Raw genomic sequence first — 18,871 nt, 5'->3', positions numbered from 1 at the left:
TCAATAGTTTAGTGCGCTTACGCAAACGCGTCTTTTGCCCCTTGGTGACAAATTAACTGTGCATAAAAACAAAAAACCAGCATCACTGCTGGTTTTTTCTAACTACAAAGTATTATAGGTCTGCTTCGAAATCAGCAGGTATTGATTCATCAATCACTTTTTCGCCCGGCTTTAACAACAAGCGCTCGCGCAGAATTTTTTCGATTTCATCCGCAATGGCTTTGTTTTCTTGCAAGTATTTCATGGCATTGGCCTTACCTTGGCCAATTTTGTTACCTTGATAAGCATACCAAGCACCGGCTTTATCGACGAGGTTTTGCTGCACCCCTAAATCAATAAGCTCGCCTAGTTTGTTGATACCCGCACCATATTGAATAATAAATTCAGCTTGTTTAAACGGCGGCGCAACTTTGTTTTTCACCACTTTAACACGGGTTTCGTTACCAGTAATTTCATCACCGTCTTTTACTGAACCAATACGGCGAATATCCAAACGCACTGACGCGTAGAATTTTAAAGCATTACCACCGGTGGTGGTTTCTGGGTTACCGAACATCACACCAATCTTCATACGAATTTGGTTAATGAAGATACATAGGGTATTTGAACGTTTAATGTTACCAGTTAATTTACGTAAGGCTTGTGACATTAAACGGGCTTGTAAACCCATGTGGCTATCACCCATGTCGCCTTCAATTTCAGCTTTTGGCGTTAAGGCGGCTACCGAGTCGACAATAACAACGTCAACCGCAGCCGAGCGCACCAACATGTCACAAATTTCTAGTGCTTGTTCACCGGTGTCAGGTTGCGATACTAATAATTTATCGACATCAACACCCAGCTTTTTAGCGTAAATCGGATCTAAAGCATGCTCGGCATCGATAAAGGCACAGGTTTTGCCGTCTTTTTGAGCTTCAGCAATAACTTGTAAGGTTAACGTCGTTTTACCTGACGATTCAGGACCGTAGATCTCAACAATACGGCCATAAGGTAAACCGCCAATGCCAAGGGCAATATCTAGGCCTAAAGAGCCTGTTGATACTGCCGCAATATCCAGAGCGGTACTGTCACCTAGGCGCATAATAGAACCTTTACCAAACTGGCGTTCAATTTGGGTTAATGCGGCACTCAGGGCTTTTTGTTTGTTATCGTCCATCTCTTACTCCGGTAAAATCGGTCAGTTAGTAAACACTGTATGAGCATACAGTAGTAGAGTTTCAACTAGCTGTCAACAACAAGATGCTTTGCCGTAAGGCATGTTCAATGGCTTGCTGACGAACCTGCTGCCGATCGCCTTTAAAAACATGCTGTTGCGTGGTTATCGTGCCTTGTAAATAAAATCCAAAACACACTAATCCAACCGGCTTGCTGGCCGAGCCACCCCCCGGCCCCGCAATACCTGAAATGGCAATCGCCAATTCAGCGCCTGCAGCTTTGGCAGCACCGCTGGCCATTTCAGCTACGGTTTCAACACTCACTGCGCCATATTGTAGCAAGGTGGCACTGCGTACCGCTAACAATTGCTGCTTAGCTTTATTACTGTAAGTGACAAAACTACGATCAATATAAGCTGAACTTCCGGCGACAGCGGTTAGCCAATAAGCAACTCCGCCACCTGTACACGATTCTGCAGTGGTGATACTGTAGTTTTTCCGCAATAATAGCTGACCTAACTCACTGGCAAGGTCAAAACTTACTGATGCCTCTGTCATATATAATCCAACGGGACTCAATAACACCATTATGCCGTCAGACCAGAAACCGGAGCAAGCCTTAAGCGCTCATACGCCGATGATGCAACAATATCTGGCGTTGAAAAGTCAGCACCCTAGCATTTTATTGTTTTATCGGATGGGTGACTTCTACGAGTTATTTTTTGATGATGCGAAAAAGGCCTCAACCTTATTGGATATCTCGCTGACCAAAAGAGGCCAAAGCGCCGGTGAGCCAATCCCCATGGCCGGTGTACCCTATCACGCCGTAGAAGGCTATTTAGCGCGCTTAGTTCAGCTAGGTGAGTCGGTGGCAATTTGTGAGCAAGTTGGCGATCCCGCCACCAGCAAAGGGCCGGTCGATCGTAAAGTGGTACGCATTGTCACCCCTGGTACCGTTACTGATGAAGCCTTACTCAATGCGCAACACGACAATTTATTGTGTGCGATTAGTCACAGCCGGCAACATTTTGGTTTAGCGCAGCTGGATTTAAGCAGCGGCCGTTTTTTATTAAATCAAGTGGATAACCTTGATGATCTCGCCGCGTTATTGCAACGCTTAAACCCCGCAGAGTTGCTTTATCCGGAAGACTTTAACCAGCCACAGCTAATTGAACGCAAAGGCGCTCGGCGGCGGCCGATTTGGGAATTTGATTTGGCAACTGCCGAACGGGCTTTATGCCAACAATTTGGTACCCGCGATTTACGCAGCTTTGGCGTAGAAGACGCCCCAGTGGCGTTGATGGCCGCAGGCTGTTTAATGCAATATGTTAATGATACCCAACGGGCGCAACTGCCACATATCCGCAGTATCGCGTTAGAGCGGGCAGAAGATTATATTGTGCTTGATGCCGCCACTCGGCGAAATTTAGAACTCACCCAAACGCTCTCTGGGCAAACCGACAATACCCTAGCCAGTGTGCTGGATCATTGCCAAACGCCAATGGGCTCGCGTTTATTAAAACGCTGGATCCACGCCCCGCTGCGCGATCAACAGAAAATCAATTTACGGCTAGCGGCGGTAGCCGAGTTAACCGACGATTACGAAAGCCTGCAACCGCAGCTAAAACATATCGGTGACATAGAGCGGGTGATTGCCCGCTTGGCCTTAAAAAGCGCCAGACCACGCGATTTTGCCCGCTTGCGCCAAGCGTTAACGGCCTTGCCTAACTTGCAGCAGCAATTAACGCTCGCCCACAGCGATCTACTGCAGCGCCATGCACAGGCCAGTGCGCCGCTACCAGAATTGCTTGAGTTACTGCAACGAGCCATTGTTGAAACGCCCCCGGTGCTGATCCGCGATGGCGGTGTCATTGCCGATGGATACGATGCCGCCTTAGATGAATGGCGAGCCTTAGCTGAAGGCGCTACAGATTATTTAAGCCAATTAGAACAGCGCGAACGGGAACGCACCGGTATTAGCTCGCTGAAAGTGGGTTACAACCGAGTGCACGGCTTTTATATTGAAACAGGTCGCAGTGCTGATAACAAAGTGCCGGCTGATTATATTCGTCGCCAAACGCTGAAAAATAATGAGCGTTATATTATTCCAGAGCTAAAAGCCCATGAAGACAAGGTACTGGGTAGTCAAAGCAAAGCGTTAGCGCTGGAAAAACAGCTGTACGAACAACTCTTTGTACTGCTAAGCCCCTATTTAGCCCAATTACAACACCTCGCTGACGCCTTGGCCGAGCTCGATGTATTAGCCAGTTTGGCAGAATGCGCGGTACTGCATCAATATTGTCGGCCAGAGTTGAGTACAGACATCGGCATTCACTTGCAGCAAGCGCGGCATCCGGTTGTCGAACACGTATTAAGTGAACCCTTTATTGCAAACCCCCTACGATTAAATGCAGAACGGCGCATGTTAATGATTACCGGCCCCAATATGGGCGGTAAATCAACCTACATGCGGCAAACCGCACTTATTACGCTGATGGCCGCGATAGGCAGTTTTGTGCCTGCTGCCTCGGCGGTCATCGGCCCCGTTGATCGGATTTTTACCCGAATTGGCGCGTCTGATGATCTGGCTTCCGGGCGTTCAACCTTTATGGTTGAGATGACCGAAACAGCAACCATTTTGCATCATGCTACCGCTCAAAGCTTAGTGCTGATGGATGAAATTGGCCGGGGCACCAGTACCTATGATGGCTTAAGTTTAGCGTGGGCCTGTGCCGATTATTTAGCGAAAAAAATTAAAGCCTTAACGCTTTTTGCCACCCATTACTTTGAATTAACCGATTTAGCCGAACAGCTACCCGCCGTTGCGAATGTCCATTTGGATGCTGTAGAGCATGGTGAGCATATTGTGTTTATGCATAATGTGCAGGACGGTGCCGCCAGTAAGAGTTTTGGTTTGCAAGTGGCACAACTTGCCGGTGTACCCAAGGCCGTGATCCAACAAGCGAAACAAAAACTGCACCAACTGGAACTACAACCCAGTGTCGCCACAAAGCCGGCAACGGGCAGCGAAGCACAATTGCCGTTGTTAGAAGCAGAGCACCCGCTACTGGCGCAATTAAGACAGATCGATCCCGATGAGCTCAGCGCTCGTCAGGCGTTAGATTTACTCTATCAACTTAAAAAACAATTGGACGCCTAACGCGCTTAAGGGATCAAGATGCTATTAAAAGACATGAGTGTGTCTGCTATTGTTGCTGGCTTTGTTGCGGTATTAGTCGGTTTTGCCAGCTCAGTTGCCATCGTGTTTCAAGCCGCCGCTGCGGCCGGTGCCAGTAGCGAGATCATTGCCTCATGGTTGTTAGCCTTAGGTATTGGTATGGCGGCTACCTGTATTGGCCTATCTTGGTACTATAAAGCGCCGATTATTACCGCATGGTCAACACCTGGCGCCGCTTTATTAGCGGGCAGCCTGCAAGGACTGAGTATTGCCGAAGCCACCGGGGTGTTTATTTTTACTGCGGCATTGGGTTTAATCATTGGCTTAAGTGGCATGTTTGAACGCCTGACACGGCTGATCCCACCTTCATTAGCCAGCGCAATGTTGGCGGGGATCTTACTGCAATTTGGCTTTGCGATCTTTCAATCCATGCAAAGTGAAATGCTGCTGGTCACCATTATGTGTATCAGCTATGTGATTTCCAAAGCGACTGTGCCACGGTATGCCATTTTGCTAGTATTAGTGAGCGGCTTGGTTATTGTCATCGCCGGTGGGCAATTAGATTTGTCGCACTTAGAGCTTAGCATCACTCGCCCTGTTTGGGTGAGCCCTGAGTTCTCTCTCAGTGCCATGCTGGGTGTAGGCTTACCATTATTATTGGTAACAATGGCCTCCCAGAACATCCCCGGAGTGGCGGTGATCCGCGCCAGCGGTTATCAAACACCGGTGTCACCAATCATTGTTAGTACCTCACTCAGTACCTTATTACTGGCACCTTGGGGCGCGTTCTCGATTAATCTCGCCGCCATTACGGCTGCGATTTGCACCGGTACAGAAGCACACCCTGATACCAAGAAACGCTACATTGCCGGTATTGCCGCTGGTGTGTCTTATTTAATTGCGGGTTTAGCCGGCGCAACCGTAGTGGCGCTATTTGCCGCATTTCCGCAAACCATGATTGCCGCCTTAGCCGGTTTAGCCTTAATAAGCACTATTGCCAGTAATTTACAAACTACCACCGCCGACCCTGACTATCGCGAAGCGGCCGTGATCACCTTACTGGTAACGGCGTCAGGCATTAGTTTTTTTGATATTGCTGCGGCTTTTTGGGGATTGATAGCCGGTTTAATCACGGTGTTAGTACAAAAAATAGGACAGCGCTTCATCAGCACCTAAGACAACAGATAACAACTCGCGGTTAAATCGTGTTGAATTGGTTAAAACTGTAATGCACAAAGCAAGTTAGCAAGTTAGCAAGTTAGCAAGTTACGAGATTAAGAGCATGCTAAAAAGCATGTCGTTTTTTAAGATAAATAATCAGCCACAAGTCACTGCAAGACAGCGCTTAGTGAAGGACTAAGCGCTGCTGTTATCACCTTTATTCTTGAAACAGTGTTTCGATATTTAAACCCTGATGCGTTACAATTTCACGCAACCGACGTAAAGCTTCAACCTGAATTTGCCGCACGCGTTCCCGCGTTAAACCAATTTCACGCCCTACATCTTCCAGCGTAGAAGGTTCATATCCCAGCAAACCAAAGCGTCGTGCTAATACTTCACGTTGTTTTGGGTTTAGCTCTTCCAGCCAAATCACCAGATGTTGTTTGATGTCTTGATCTTGCAATTCTAGCTCGGGGCCTAATTCTTTTTCATCAGCAATAACATCAAGCAGTTGTTTTTCTGAAGCGCCAGCCACTGGTACATCAACTGAAGTGATTTTTTCATTCAGCTTTAGCATTTTACGGACATCTTCAACTGGCTTATCTAACGAGGCAGCAATTTCTTCTGCGGTTGGTTCATGGTCTAGTCTTTGTGATAACTCACGCGCCGCACGTAAATAAATATTCAGCTCTTTCACCACATGAATAGGTAAACGGATCGTGCGCGTTTGATTCATAATGGCACGTTCGATGGTTTGACGGATCCACCAGGTCGCATAAGTTGAAAAGCGAAAACCCCGTTCAGGATCAAACTTCTCTACGGCTCGGATCAGGCCTAAATTGCCTTCTTCAATCAAATCTAGTAGGGCTAAACCACGATTAATATAACGACGGGCTATTTTTACCACTAAACGTAAGTTACTTTCGATCATGCGTTTGCGGGCGGCTTGATCACCTTTTAGCGATAGACGGGAAAAATACACTTCTTCTTCTGCGGATAACAATGGTGAAAAACCAATTTCGCCCAAATAAATCTGTGTCGCATCCATGGACTTTTGACTGTCATCCCTGACGAAAATTTCGTCTAGAGTGCCTTCGTCTTGCGATAACTCCTGTAACTCCGCTTCAATATCTTCATCTTCAGCTAGGACATTTTCATCAATTAGTTCGTCATCTTTCGCATCAGTTATTTTGTGATCTTTACTTGTCATATCCACTTACCCCACACTTAATGACACACCATAGGTGCGCAATGCTTCCATGCAAAGGATTAATTATTATTATTTTTATTATTAGTTTTCACGGTTATCTCGGCAAATACCTTAACGGGTCAACCGATTGGCCACGAAATCTAATTTCAAAGTGTAACCGTGTATCTATCGCATCGGTATCACCCATTTCGGCTATTTGTTGCCCCGCTTTAACGTCTTGCCGTTCCTTAACCAAAAGCCGTTTATTGTGGGCATAAGCACTGAGGTAATCATCGTTGTGCTTGATGATAATTAAGTTGCCATAGCCTCGTAGCGCATTACCGGCATACACAACCTGACCATCAGCAGCGGCATTGATACGACTGCCCGCACTACCACCAATATCTACCCCTTTATTGCCCTGCTCAGCGGTTGAAAAACGCGCCAAAATGGGACCTTTTACAGGCCATTGCCAGCTCACTCGCCCAACTGCTGTACTAGCAGGCTGAGTAATATTGACAGGTGACCTCTCTTGAACATACCCCTTTTGCGAGCTAGCTGCAACCGATTTTGCAGTGGAGCTTTTGCTCTTGGTTGGCGTGACTGAACCTTTAATTTTGGCGGCGGTACCCGCTTGCAGTTGAATAATCTGCCCCGGATAAATGGTGTAAGGCGCTTTGATATTATTGCGTGCAGCGACAGTGCGAAAATCTTGTCCTGCCCGAAAAGCAATAGAATATAAGGTGTCACCACGTTGTACTTGGTAACTGCGGCCACTTAAGGTCTGTTGTTGGCGTAATTGATGTTGCTGTTTACGAATTTCCAGCGTGGTGACTGGCGCCGGAGTCGACGAACCGGCGCAGCCTGTTAACAATAGGACTGCAGCAATAACTACCCAGCCAAAACCGTTCAGGGTTTCGGGCAGAGATAGTGTGCTAACTGCGCAAGACCTGACAATAATAGCTTACTCCTTGCTCTGGCCTACTACAGCATCGTCCGTTGCGGGTCGCTCAGGTTCAGCGCCCAACCACTTTTCAAGATTCAGTAGTGCCAGCATCACGAACACTGCACTGGTAAAACATAGCAATGCCAATAGCAAATCATTTTGACCAAACGCTATCGCATACCGGCTGGGTGAATACATGAACTCACCCGCTTGCCAAGGCCAAAGCCGATACATGGCGCCAACGACAACGCCCGTTAACAACGCCAGAGTGGCATCATGGTAGCGCTGCAATAACCACTTTAACACATGCGAAAAACTCAATAAGCCCAGAACGCAACCACTAGCAAACAACGCCAGCACCGAAAAATGTAACTCACGAATGGCTAATATCACGGGGGCATACATGCCCGAAATTAACAAAATAAAGCTACCAGAAATGCCGGGTAAAATCATGGCACAGATCGCCACGGCACCGGCGACAAAAAACATCCAACTAGAAGGTTGTAGATCAACTGGCGAGAGCATCCCGACAAAGACCGCTAGTACAATACCTAATGACGCTAGCAAAGCACGACTAAGTGACCACTTAACTGAGCGTAACAAAAATGGTAACGCCGTTAAGATTAAGCCATTAAAAAAGGCCCACAAGGGTACTGGCCGATGCTCTAACAACCAACTGATCAGCGAGGCGAGGGAAAAAATACTAAGGAAAATCCCGGCAAACAAACACAACACAAAAGTGCCATCGATATGCCGCCACAATTGCTGAAATCGTCCTTTAAGTAACAACTGAAACGCCTGTATATTTATCGCGCTAATTGCGCCTAATAAACGTTCATAAATACCCAAAATAAACGCGAGTGTGCCGCCCGAAACGCCCGGCACTACATCCGCCGCCCCCATAGCGAGACCTTTGATCAGCCATTGCAGATACTTCATATACTTCCTGTTTGCACGTTGTGCTGGTTACGCCAGATCGCCTGGCACTAAGGGAACAAACCTTACGGTTTCAATATCTTGTTTTTGCCACTGTTCGCCGTTTCGCTGATAAACACGTAACACTTGTTGTTCCGCACCCACGGGGATAACCAAACGCCCGCCATCGGTTAATTGCTCTAACAAGGCTTGCGGCACATCCACCGGCGCAGCGGTTACAATAATGCTATCAAAGGGCCCTTTCGTCGGCCAGCCTAACCAGCCATCACCGTGCTTCATCGACACATTGTGTAAATCTTGCGCTTGTAAACGGCGCTTCGCTTGAAACTGTAACGATTTAATACGCTCGACACTGCAAACATGACTGAATAATCGAGCCAAAATGGCAGTTTGATAACCCGAGCCCGTACCAATTTCGAGTACTTTGCCGCAACTGCCGCCATGCAGCAACAGCTCGGTCATACGTGCCACAATATAAGGTTGCGAAATGGTTTGCCCCAAGCCAATCGGCAAGGCCGTATTCTCATAAGCTTTGTGTGCTAGCACTGGTTCAACAAAGAGATGGCGCGGTGTTTGCGCGATAGCGCTCAGTACACGGGCATCAGTGATGCCATCAGCTTGAAGTTTTTGCGCTAACATCTGCGCACTACGTAAGGTAACGACTGCCATAATTACAATGGGATCCCCTCTAACCAATGTGCCAAGGTTTCCATACTTTTATAGGCAGACATATCAACATGTAATGGTGTGACTGAAGCATAACCATTTGCAATGGCATGAAAATCCGTGCCTTCACCAGCGTCTAATTCTGGCCCTAAAGAGCCGTACCAATAAATTTTTCGACCCCAAGGATCGGTTGAGCTACTCATGGTTTCGGCTTTATGCCGACGGCCAAGCCGCGTCACCTGAATACCTTTTAGTTCGTGCAAGGGAATGGCCGGCACATTGATATTCAAAATTTGATCAGCAGGTAACGGATGTGATTGTAATTTACGGATCACTTCAACGGTCACATGCGCCGCCGTTGCAAAATGCTGTTCTTCACGCCCGGCAAGCGACACGGCAATAGCCGGTAAGCCTAGGTGTCGCCCCTCTGTCGCGGCGGCTACGGTGCCAGAGTACAACACGTCATCCCCGAGGTTTGCCCCATGATTGATGCCGGCGACCACTAAATCGGGTGTGAAATCTAATAATTGGCTAATGGCTAAATGCACACAATCGGTCGGGGTGCCATTGACCGCAATAAAGCCGTTGTCTAAGGTTTGTGTGCGCAGCGGATTAAGTAAGGTCAACGAATTACTGGCACCACTACAGTTACGATCGGGTCCTACGGTAGTGACTTCAGCAATTTGTAATAATGCTTGCTGTAATACTTGAATACCACGGGCATGCACCCCGTCATCGTTACTCAGTAAAATGCGCATTTAACACTCCATTTGTACAAGATCGCGGGCAATGTCACGATAAGACACTAACTCCCGCAGGACACTCGTCGCAAAACACCCTGCAGGTAAAGCAAACTGCAAGGTCACCGTATCAGCTTCGACTGTAGCGCTGACCGACTCGGGGATCACGCGCATCGCCCGACGGCCAACTTGCACCCGCAGTAGCTCTAAACCGCTAACCCAGTGCTGCCAGGGGGCCAGTACCTGCTGTTCAAATAAAGCGGCGTCTGCACTGACTAACGCCTTACCCTCACCACATAAAGGTGCGGTGAGATGAATATCGGCGCTGTCGAGCCGCTGTTGCAACACCGCGTCGGGTTCAGTAACCGGAAATATCGAGCCAGATCCGTTTAGCTGCACCACATCCCCAGCCATTAATTGCTGAAAATGACCTTTTTGGATCCGCGCTGACAGAACCTGATTAAACAAAAAAGAGCGGCTTGCCGATAGTGCTAACCCCCGTAATTGCCGATCTGCGATACTTTCGCCCTGAAACAAACGCTCAGCAAGGTGTAAATTCCCGCCAGCCAGACCAAAACGTTGCTCACCATAATAATTAGGTACCCCGGCTTCGAGTGAAGGTAACTTGGCCATTAGCGCCGGTACATCAGATACTTGTGTTAAGCGTAAAGTAAAATGATTGCGCTTTAAAGCACCTAGGCGCAATTTACGGTAATGCCGTACCATCTGTAAGATGTTAGCGCCTTCAATTTGCCAGGTTTGCCAGTCCAGCTCTTGCTTGATGGGCCATTTAAAACAAAACCATTGCTGCGTGACCGCATGCCGATCTTTTAAACCCGCATAGCTAATATCGCGCACGCGTAAACCGGTTAAACGCGCCAGCTCGCGGGCAATAAACTGGGTATTTTGCCCGGTTTTCTCAATTTGCAGCAGAATATGTTCACCGGCACCGCTCGGTGTAAAATTAAGTTCTTCCACCACTAAAAAATCAGCAGCTGCCGCTCGAATAGCGGCGCGAATATGCGGTTGACCGTGCAAATAAGCTAACTCAGCTTGCGCAGGAAAAGACGGATGACTTAATGCGGATTCAGTATTCAGCATGAGGTTAATAACACCACGGCGGCAACCGCGATACCTTCTTTACGTCCGACAAAACCCAGTTGCTCGGTGGTGGTCGCTTTAACATTAACTTGTTCAGGCTGACACTGCAGATCGGTAGCAATACAGGCACACATATCGGCAATGTGCGGTGCCATCTTCGGTGCTTGCGCCATAATGGTAATATCCACATTACCAATCTGATAACCACGTTGCTGCACTTCATCCATTACTTTGCGGAGTAAAATGCGGCTATCAATACCTTTATACGCTGCATCGGTGTCAGGAAAATGCTTGCCAATATCACCGAGTGCTACTGCACCAAGTAAAGCATCGGCTAACGCATGCAGTACCACATCACCATCTGAATGTGCAACCAGTCCTTGGCTATAAGGAATTTTGATACCGCCCAGCGTCACTGGCCCCTCGCCACCAAAGGCATGTACATCGAAACCATGACCAATACGTATTGTCATTATTGATTTTGCTCCAAATAAAACGCTGCCAGCTGCAGATCGGCCGGCCGCGTAATTTTAAGATTATCACTATGACCTTCCACTAACAGAACTGGCTCATTTGCCCATTCCATAGCCGAGGCTTCATCTGTGATAACCACTTTGGCCGCTAACGCAGCTTGGATATTCGCTCTGAGTAAGGCCGTAGGAAAAAATTGTGGTGTAAGCGCATGCCATAAATGCTCGCGCTCTACCGTAGCATTAATTAAGCTTTGGCCACGTTTCATGGTATCACGGACTGGCGTTGCTAAAATACCACCATGCCCAACCTCAAGGCAGCGCTGGATCAGTAACTCAATATCTTGCGGACGCACTAAAGGTCGCGCAGCATCATGCACAAGTACCCAAGGCATTTTTTCAGCGTCTATCGCTAACAGCGCATTTAATACCGAGTGCACCCGCTCTGCACCACCATCAACCCGCACAATATTTTCAGCGGTTAAGCCGGTTGCGGCAAAATAGGGATCGTTTGGGCTTAGCGCTAAATATAACTGTTGCACGGCGCTAATGGCTAACACCGGTTTAACACTGTGCTCTAAAATGGTTTTGCCGTGTAAGCGCAAATATTGCTTGGGTTTATCGGCTTGCATACGCTGGCCAACCCCAGCGGCAGGGATCACGGCGGCAATCGCCGGAAAAGATTTTAATGACATTACGGTGTCCGCGGTACTATCCGAAAAAAAACTTCATCTTCAGCAATCAGACCAAGCTCGTTGCGAGCTCGCTCTTCTATCGCTTCCAATCCCTGGCGTAAATCATCAACATCCGCCAACAACATACGATTACGCTTAATCAACTCCTGATTACTCGCTTGTTGAGTGGCTATTTCTTCCTGCTGACGCAGGTAATCTGTCACACTGAGCTGACCAAACCAAAGCCGGTATTGTAAGGCCGCTAACACGATGAGCAACAGCACGATTAATATGCGCATAACTAAACCGTTATTTCTGTTTGAGCTTATTATGAAGCGTTAAATAGCTACTGCAAAGCTTTATATCAGCTGCTTTGCCCCAAATGTGGCCGAGCGAAATTACGCCAATTTAGGCGGCTAGCCAATAAAAGTTCACGCAAAGTGAGTAAACGCGGTTCTTTTTTTTGTAAGTTTAACCACTGATGGCCACAACAAGCGGCGGTCATAATGTTCTTGTCTGGTTTAAGTAAAAACAACTTACTGTTGTTCTCGGCTAAGGGCATGCCACTAAACGAAAACCAACCATACTGATTACAATGCAAACGCTGCTCTGTTACATCCACTTCATCAACACTGTCTAACACGATATGTTCAAGGGTTTTATCTTCGCAGTAAAGCGGCACAATCAAACCCGGTTTCGCTGCTTTGCTGTAAAAAGCCAGGATCGGATCGGCCGCCTGTTTACTGGCCGGACAGCGTTTAAATTGTTTGCCATACCAAGAGGCATTTTGACTATCGAGCGCCAAATTAGCAGGGTATTGCAAAATACTGCTGGCAGCACGTCGAATGTAAAAAGGTAAGCTAGCGATGCGTTTTGGCAACTGTGCTAATTCTGAGCTGGGGGTGGCCGCCAAACGAAATAGCTCACGCTCATACAAAGCATTACACAGCTCAGTATAAGTTTGATTGGCCGCAGTTGCTTGCCAAAAATGTGGTTGATTTTCGTGCATCATCGTCATGTAGCGATGTTAGCCAATAGCCTGATTATTGTAAAAGCCTAAATGCATCTGTTAAGCAGAAAAATCGCTCTGTAAGAAAAAACCTTCGCAGCAAAGCGCTTATCCGCCGGGCTATCGCTGCAGACTGGACGCTCGCGCCGAAAAGCGGTAGTTTAAGCGCCAGTCACACCACCGTTAACCATAGAATAGGTCCGATGAATCGTCGTCAATTTTTACGCACCGCCGCTTTTACCCCCTTGGTTGTCGTGCTGGGCAGCAAATTTGTTGCGACTTTACGGCATTACCCTCTGACCGATCTGCAACAACGTTTACGCGCAATGCAACCGGATCGACTTCGTAGTATGGGGAACTGGAATGTGAGTCAGATTTTTCAACATTGTGCGCAAAACCTACGTTACTCTATTGTGGGTTATCCACAGCATCACTCGGTATTACAAAAAAATATCGTGGGTAAATTAACGCTAAATTTTTATGCGGCAATGGGCAGTATGCCAGCGGCGCAGGAGCAGCCGATTCCTGGCGCACCACCACTGGCAGTAGACGTTCCTAATGATGTGGCACTACATGAGTTAATGTTTGAATTACAGGAATTTATTAATTGGCAGGGCGAATTAGCCGCGCATTTTGCTTACGGTAGCCTCACCAAGGCGCAGTACTACAAAGTGCATGCGTTATTTTTAGAACAACAGTTGCAGCAGATTGTCTCTCGCTAACAAGCGGAACGACAGATTAACTCGCCAGTGGTTATCTTAGCGTAACTCAATGGCTTTATCGCGGAGCTCGTATTCACTACTTGCTATTCCGCGAGCAAACGGCTCACATTTTATCTGCACGCGGTAACCATAAAAGCTATTATCTGCCGGATCAGGATGACCTTGTTTATTTAAGCGTAAAGTGACGGCATTCGGGCCATAAAAATGTTTCACATCTTCAGGATGATATTTTTGCCTTAAGGCATCAAGCTGCTCTGCGGCCTCCACTAAACACTGCGGTGGTGTTTCAGCCAGCTGAGCTTGGGTTTGTAATACAATCCAGTACGCTTGTTGTTGCCGATTAAAATACACATTTAACAAGGTTTCACCGTCAGCCCCATTACGCTGTGCCTGACACTGTGTTTTCACACATTTAAATGCCGCTATACTGCTCTCATTGCTTTCATCGCTGTGACTAAATTGATGGTTTAACAATCGCTCTACCGTGGCTTTACTCATATCAAGCTGTATGCCATTAATTTGCACTTGTGATAAATCAATCTCACTTAATGTTGGACTTGGTTTATTTTGCGCTGAGGTGATGCTGATGAAACCGGCACCTAATACTGCACAACATATCTGAATCAAAGCGTGTCTTTTCATAGCAAACCTAAAAAGTTGTTAGATATATTGACTATAACGCAGCCATTGCGTTTCGGCGGGAAAATTTCAATATAGCTGCAGCAGCTTTGATCTTCATCATATGTTATGCGTTAAGCACAATAAAGATGGCGCTCTGCCACAGCAAGGTGCATGCCGCAAGCAGTTATACCGGTAGCCTGGCGGCTACCGGGAAACAAAGCCAAAATTACTGGCCTTTGATTTCGCTACGGCCTTTGTAGGGGGCCTTGCTGCCTAACTCTTGTTCGATACGCAGTAATTGATTGTACTTCGCAACGCGATCTGAACGACACAGTGAACCGGTCTTAATTTGACCGGCTGCGGTACCAACGGCTAAATCCGCAATAAAGGCATCTTCGGTTTCGCCGCTACGGTGTGAAATAACTGCAGTAAAGCCCGCGTCTTTAGCCATTTTGATAGCGGCTAAGGTTTCGGTTAACGAGCCAATTTGATTAAACTTAATCAAAATTGAGTTACCGATGCCCTGCTCAATACCGCGTGTCAGGATCTTGGTATTGGTGACAAACAGATCGTCACCAACTAATTGCACTTTAGTGCCAATTTTGTTGGTTAAATCTTTCCAGCCATCCCAATCACTTTCGTCTAAACCATCTTCAATAGAAACGATCGGATAACGCTGTGATAAACCGGCTAAGTAATCGTTGAAACCATAGGAATCAAAGCTTTTGTTCTCGCCGCTTAACACGTACTGACCGTTTTTATAAAATTCAGAGGCCGCACAATCTAAGGCTAACGTAATGTCTTTATCCATTTCATAGCCGGCGGCTTTTACCGCTTCAACGATAACCGATAAAGCTTCTTCGTTAGATTTCAAATCAGGTGCAAAACCGCCTTCATCACCCACTGCAGTGTTTAAACCGCGTTTTTGCAGTTCTTTTTTCAAGCTATGGAAAATCTCAGCGCCCATGCGTAATGCTTCAGCAAAGGTTTTAGCGCCGACAGGCTGCACCATAAACTCTTGAATATCAACGTTATTGTCAGCGTGCTCGCCACCGTTGATGATATTCATCATCGGTACTGGCATGCTGTAAACACCCGAAGTGCCATTTAAATCAGCAATGTGTTGATATAATGGGATCTTTTTATCGGCAGCGGCAGCACGCGCTACGGCCAGTGATACCGCTAAAATGGCGTTGGCGCCTAATTTTGATTTGGTTTCAGTACCGTCTAAATCGATCATGATCTGATCGATGTCAGCTTGTTGGTAAGCATTTTTGCCGACTAACGCTGCTTGGATCGGGCCATCAATATTGGCAACCGCTTTTAATACGCCCTTGCCCAAATAACGGCTTTTATCACCATCACGTAACTCTAAGGCTTCGCGTGAACCAGTTGAAGCGCCTGAGGGTGCACAACCGCGCCCCATTACACCACTGGTCAAGTACACGTCCGCTTCGACTGTCGGGTTACCGCGTGAGTCTACGATTTCGCGGGCAATAATTTTTGCAATTTCTGACATAATTTAAGATCCCCTTGATAAAGACAAAAAAGCCGTGTTATCCAACACGGCTTGCTAAAGTTATACGCGCTGCTGTTTTTGGAACTTATGCGCAGCGGCAACAAAGCTTTGGAACAATGGATGGCCATCGCGCGGCGTCGAATTAAACTCCGGATGGAACTGTCCAGCCACAAACCAAGGATGATCGGGTATTTCAATCATCTCAACCAGCTGATTATCAGCTGATAAACCAGAAATCACCAAGCCGGCAGCTTCTAATTTTGGTCTTAAATTGTTATTCACTTCATAACGGTGGCGATGACGTTCTTGTATCACCGCTTGACCATAAATACTAAAGGCTTTGGTATCGGCAACCAAATTACAGTTTTGGCTACCCAAGCGCATGGTGCCGCCCAGGTCAGAGTCGTTAGTACGCACTTCAACTGAGCCATCTGCATCGCGCCATTCGGTGATCAAACCGACCACCGGATACGGTGTTTCTTTATTAAATTCAGTAGAGTGAGCTTCTGGCATACCCGCCACGTTACGCGCATATTCAATTAAAGCAACTTGCATACCTAAACAAATGCCCAAATAAGGTACTTTGTTTTCGCGAGCAAATTGCGCCGCTAAAATTTTACCTTCAACACCGCGCTCACCAAAGCCACCCGGTACTAAGATACCGTCTAAACCGCTTAATATTGCAGGGCCTTTGCTCTTAATATCTTGCGAGTCGATGTATTTAATATTAACGGTAACGCGATTTTTTAAACCGGCATGACCCAAAGCTTCATTCACCGATTTATACGCATCGGGTAACTCCACATACTTACCAACCATACCAATGGTGATCTCGCCCGTCGGGTTCGACTCTTGGTATAACACCTGTTCCCATTCCGCTAAATCGGCTTCAGGTGCATCGATATGGAAACGGCGACAGACTAAATCGTCCAAGCCTTGTGATTTCAACAAAGCCGGAATTTGATAAATGCTTGAGACGTCTTTTAGCGAAATAACTGCTTTTTCTTCAACATTAGTAAACAGCGCTATTTTAGCCCGTTCGTTATTCGGGATCGCCCGATCGGAACGGCAAACCAGAATATCAGGTTGAATACCGATAGAACGCAGCTCTTTTACCGAGTGTTGAGTTGGCTTGGTTTTGATCTCGCCAGCCGTGCCTAAGTAAGGCACCAAGGTTAAATGCATAAACAAAGTGCGCTCACGGCCCACTTCGGTACCCAGCTGACGAATAGCTTCTAAAAAAGGTAGCGATTCAATATCACCGACCGTACCGCCAATTTCGACAATGGCAATATCATAGCCATCGGCACCGGCAACCACGCGGTTTTTAATTTCGTTAGTGATATGCGGGATAACTTGAATGGTGGCACCTAAATAGTCACCACGACGCTCACGGCGCAATACGTCAGCGTAGATGCGGCCTTGCGTAAAGTTATTTAACTTCGTCATTTTAGTGCGAATAAAGCGCTCGTAGTGCCCCAAATCCAGATCCGTTTCCGCACCGTCTTCGGTAACGAAAACTTCACCATGTTGGATCGGGCTCATCGTGCCAGGATCGACGTTGATGTAAGGATCCAATTTCAGCAGAGTGACATTTAAACCACGCGCTTCCAGAATTGCCGCCAGCGATGCCGCAGCAATGCCTTTACCTAGAGATGAGACAACCCCACCCGTCACAAAAATATATCGTGTCGCCATAAGACCCCAGAAACGCAGTAATAGAAGATTTCGCCAAACAAAAAAAGCATTTAGCACCGATAAAACTATCGGTTGCTGTTAAAACAAGGGCTTAAAATGTTTGGTATCAGGACGGGAGAAAAGTATAGCAAAGGCCGAACAGCGGCTCAATCTAAAGCTGTGTTAGTCGTTAAATAATTGCACAACGTAAAACAGGTAAGACCAGCAAGTTGCAATGCAACAAGCAATCTGCATAACCCTTTACTTAAAGCCGGTAGTTAAGGGCGGTCATTACCGCCCTGTGCATGCCACTGGGCCGCCATTATGACGGTTGGCGCTTTACCTGCTGCCAAATCTGTTCCATTTCGTCCAAAGAGGCCTGTTCAGTGCTGCGGCCTTGCTCGGCAAGCGTTAGTTCGACCGCGCGAAAGCGCTTTTCAAACTTACTGTTCGCCGCACGTAATACCGCCTCGGGATCCAGTTTATGCTTACGCACCACATTCACCAGCGCAAACATTAAGTCGCCGAGTTCTTCTGCTAGCTCGGCACTGCCCGGGGCGGTTTGTTCAACTTCTAAAATCTCTTCTTTGACTTTATTCCAGCAACCGCTAACATCCGGCCAATCAAAACCGACATTAGCACAGCGTTTTTGCAGCTTATAAGCACGGCTTAATGCTGGCATCGCTTGCGGAATATTATCCAGCACACTGTGTTGCCCGCTCTCTTTACGCTCCGTGCTTTTCAGGGCTTCCCAATTTTTTAGCACGGTGTCGGCATCTTCTGCACTGAGATTACCAAACACATGCGGATGGCGACGCTCTAATTTATCGCAAATGGCCGTGACACAATCTTCAAACTGAAAGCGACCTTCTTCTTTAGCTAACTGGGCATAAAACACCACTTGAAACAGCAAATCGCCTAATTCATCTTTCAGCTCATCAAAGCTATCACGCGCGATGGCATCAGCCACTTCATAGGCCTCTTCTAAAGTGTAGGGCACAATGCTGGCGTAGCTTTGCTTCAGATCCCACGGACAACCGCTAACAGGATCGCGTAATGCGGACATGATGCTTAACAAGCGTGAAATGGGTTCAGACACGGCTAACTC

Annotated in this window: 19 protein-coding genes; 3 read left to right on the top strand and 16 right to left on the bottom strand. The window is 47.2% G+C overall.

Annotated features, from left to right (window positions below; genetic code table 11):
* Positions 1 to 112: 112 nt before the first annotated feature.
* Both recA and ACUJFK_RS05305 read right to left on the bottom strand, forming a co-directional pair.
* The gene (recA, locus tag ACUJFK_RS05310; RefSeq protein ID WP_226749632.1) at positions 113 to 1,156 is read right to left on the bottom strand and encodes a recombinase RecA; all 1,044 of its coding nucleotides are present in this window, start codon (positions 1,154 to 1,156) and stop codon (positions 113 to 115) included.
* Between the two features lie 61 nt (positions 1,157 to 1,217).
* Positions 1,218 to 1,712 carry a CinA family protein gene (locus ACUJFK_RS05305; RefSeq protein ID WP_226749631.1) on the bottom strand — a complete coding sequence of 165 codons (495 nt, stop codon included), beginning with the start codon at positions 1,710 to 1,712 and terminating at the stop codon, positions 1,218 to 1,220.
* Positions 1,713 to 1,743: 31 nt separating this feature from the next.
* Between ACUJFK_RS05305 and mutS the strand changes: the two genes are divergently transcribed.
* Both mutS and ACUJFK_RS05295 read left to right on the top strand, forming a co-directional pair.
* Complete coding sequence (gene mutS, locus ACUJFK_RS05300) at positions 1,744 to 4,314, top strand: DNA mismatch repair protein MutS (RefSeq protein ID WP_226749630.1); 2,571 nt, start codon at positions 1,744 to 1,746, stop codon at positions 4,312 to 4,314.
* An 18-nt stretch (positions 4,315 to 4,332) separates the two neighbouring features.
* Positions 4,333 to 5,508 (top strand): benzoate/H(+) symporter BenE family transporter, encoded by a 1,176-nt coding sequence (locus tag ACUJFK_RS05295; RefSeq protein ID WP_445426281.1) that lies wholly within the window; start codon positions 4,333 to 4,335, stop codon positions 5,506 to 5,508.
* Between the two features lie 202 nt (positions 5,509 to 5,710).
* Here ACUJFK_RS05295 and rpoS read toward each other — a convergent pair whose 3' ends face one another.
* The 10 genes from rpoS to ACUJFK_RS05245 all read right to left on the bottom strand — a co-directional run bounded on the left by rpoS (position 5,711) and on the right by ACUJFK_RS05245 (position 13,233).
* Positions 5,711 to 6,703, bottom strand: a complete 993-nt coding sequence (gene rpoS, locus ACUJFK_RS05290; RefSeq protein ID WP_226749628.1) for an RNA polymerase sigma factor RpoS — start codon at positions 6,701 to 6,703, stop codon at positions 5,711 to 5,713.
* A 94-nt stretch (positions 6,704 to 6,797) separates the two neighbouring features.
* Entirely contained in the window at positions 6,798 to 7,556 is a 759-nt protein-coding gene (locus tag ACUJFK_RS05285) for a peptidoglycan DD-metalloendopeptidase family protein (protein ID WP_445426280.1), read from the bottom strand.
* A 90-nt stretch (positions 7,557 to 7,646) separates the two neighbouring features.
* Positions 7,647 to 8,567, bottom strand: a complete 921-nt coding sequence (locus tag ACUJFK_RS05280; RefSeq protein WP_445426279.1) for a DUF368 domain-containing protein — start codon at positions 8,565 to 8,567, stop codon at positions 7,647 to 7,649.
* A 27-nt stretch (positions 8,568 to 8,594) separates the two neighbouring features.
* Positions 8,595 to 9,233: a protein-L-isoaspartate(D-aspartate) O-methyltransferase gene (locus ACUJFK_RS05275; protein WP_226749625.1), complete on the bottom strand. Its 639-nt coding sequence runs from the start codon at positions 9,231 to 9,233 to the stop codon at positions 8,595 to 8,597.
* Positions 9,234 to 9,235: 2 nt separating this feature from the next.
* The gene (gene surE / locus ACUJFK_RS05270) at positions 9,236 to 9,988 is read right to left on the bottom strand and encodes a 5'/3'-nucleotidase SurE (RefSeq protein WP_226749624.1); all 753 of its coding nucleotides are present in this window, start codon (positions 9,986 to 9,988) and stop codon (positions 9,236 to 9,238) included.
* Positions 9,989 to 11,071: a tRNA pseudouridine(13) synthase TruD gene (truD, locus tag ACUJFK_RS05265; RefSeq protein WP_445426278.1), complete on the bottom strand. Its 1,083-nt coding sequence runs from the start codon at positions 11,069 to 11,071 to the stop codon at positions 9,989 to 9,991.
* Positions 11,065 to 11,544 (bottom strand): 2-C-methyl-D-erythritol 2,4-cyclodiphosphate synthase, encoded by a 480-nt coding sequence (ispF, locus tag ACUJFK_RS05260; RefSeq protein ID WP_226749622.1) that lies wholly within the window; start codon positions 11,542 to 11,544, stop codon positions 11,065 to 11,067. Before ispF ends, truD begins: the two co-directional genes overlap by 7 nt.
* A complete protein-coding gene (gene ispD / locus ACUJFK_RS05255) occupies positions 11,544 to 12,236 on the bottom strand; it encodes a 2-C-methyl-D-erythritol 4-phosphate cytidylyltransferase (protein WP_226749621.1) in 693 nt (230 codons plus the stop codon). The genes ispF and ispD overlap by 1 nt, the downstream gene beginning before the upstream one ends.
* Entirely contained in the window at positions 12,236 to 12,514 is a 279-nt protein-coding gene (gene ftsB, locus ACUJFK_RS05250) for a cell division protein FtsB (RefSeq protein ID WP_229585393.1), read from the bottom strand. The genes ispD and ftsB overlap by 1 nt, the downstream gene beginning before the upstream one ends.
* Before the next feature lie 65 nt (positions 12,515 to 12,579).
* The gene (locus tag ACUJFK_RS05245; RefSeq protein ID WP_445426277.1) at positions 12,580 to 13,233 is read right to left on the bottom strand and encodes a hypothetical protein; all 654 of its coding nucleotides are present in this window, start codon (positions 13,231 to 13,233) and stop codon (positions 12,580 to 12,582) included.
* A 194-nt stretch (positions 13,234 to 13,427) separates the two neighbouring features.
* Between ACUJFK_RS05245 and ACUJFK_RS05240 the strand changes: the two genes are divergently transcribed.
* Positions 13,428 to 13,946 (top strand): DUF1569 domain-containing protein, encoded by a 519-nt coding sequence (locus tag ACUJFK_RS05240; protein ID WP_445426276.1) that lies wholly within the window; start codon positions 13,428 to 13,430, stop codon positions 13,944 to 13,946.
* 36 nt (positions 13,947 to 13,982) lie between these two features.
* Here ACUJFK_RS05240 and ACUJFK_RS05235 read toward each other — a convergent pair whose 3' ends face one another.
* The 4 genes from ACUJFK_RS05235 to mazG all read right to left on the bottom strand — a co-directional run bounded on the left by ACUJFK_RS05235 (position 13,983) and on the right by mazG (position 18,862).
* Positions 13,983 to 14,588: a hypothetical protein gene (locus ACUJFK_RS05235; RefSeq protein ID WP_445426275.1), complete on the bottom strand. Its 606-nt coding sequence runs from the start codon at positions 14,586 to 14,588 to the stop codon at positions 13,983 to 13,985.
* Between the two features lie 205 nt (positions 14,589 to 14,793).
* Positions 14,794 to 16,086, bottom strand: coding sequence for a phosphopyruvate hydratase (eno, locus tag ACUJFK_RS05230; protein ID WP_226749616.1), 1,293 nt, complete (start codon positions 16,084 to 16,086; stop codon positions 14,794 to 14,796).
* A gap of 60 nt (positions 16,087 to 16,146) precedes the next feature.
* Positions 16,147 to 17,784: a CTP synthase gene (locus ACUJFK_RS05225; RefSeq protein ID WP_226749615.1), complete on the bottom strand. Its 1,638-nt coding sequence runs from the start codon at positions 17,782 to 17,784 to the stop codon at positions 16,147 to 16,149.
* A gap of 301 nt (positions 17,785 to 18,085) precedes the next feature.
* A complete protein-coding gene (gene mazG / locus ACUJFK_RS05220; RefSeq protein WP_226749614.1) occupies positions 18,086 to 18,862 on the bottom strand; it encodes a nucleoside triphosphate pyrophosphohydrolase in 777 nt (258 codons plus the stop codon).
* Positions 18,863 to 18,871: the final 9 nt, after the last annotated feature.

It is taken from the genome of Alishewanella sp. HL-SH06 (assembly GCF_052656265.1).
Note: the sequence above shows the minus strand (reverse complement) of the source record. Positions and strands in the feature narration are given on the sequence as shown.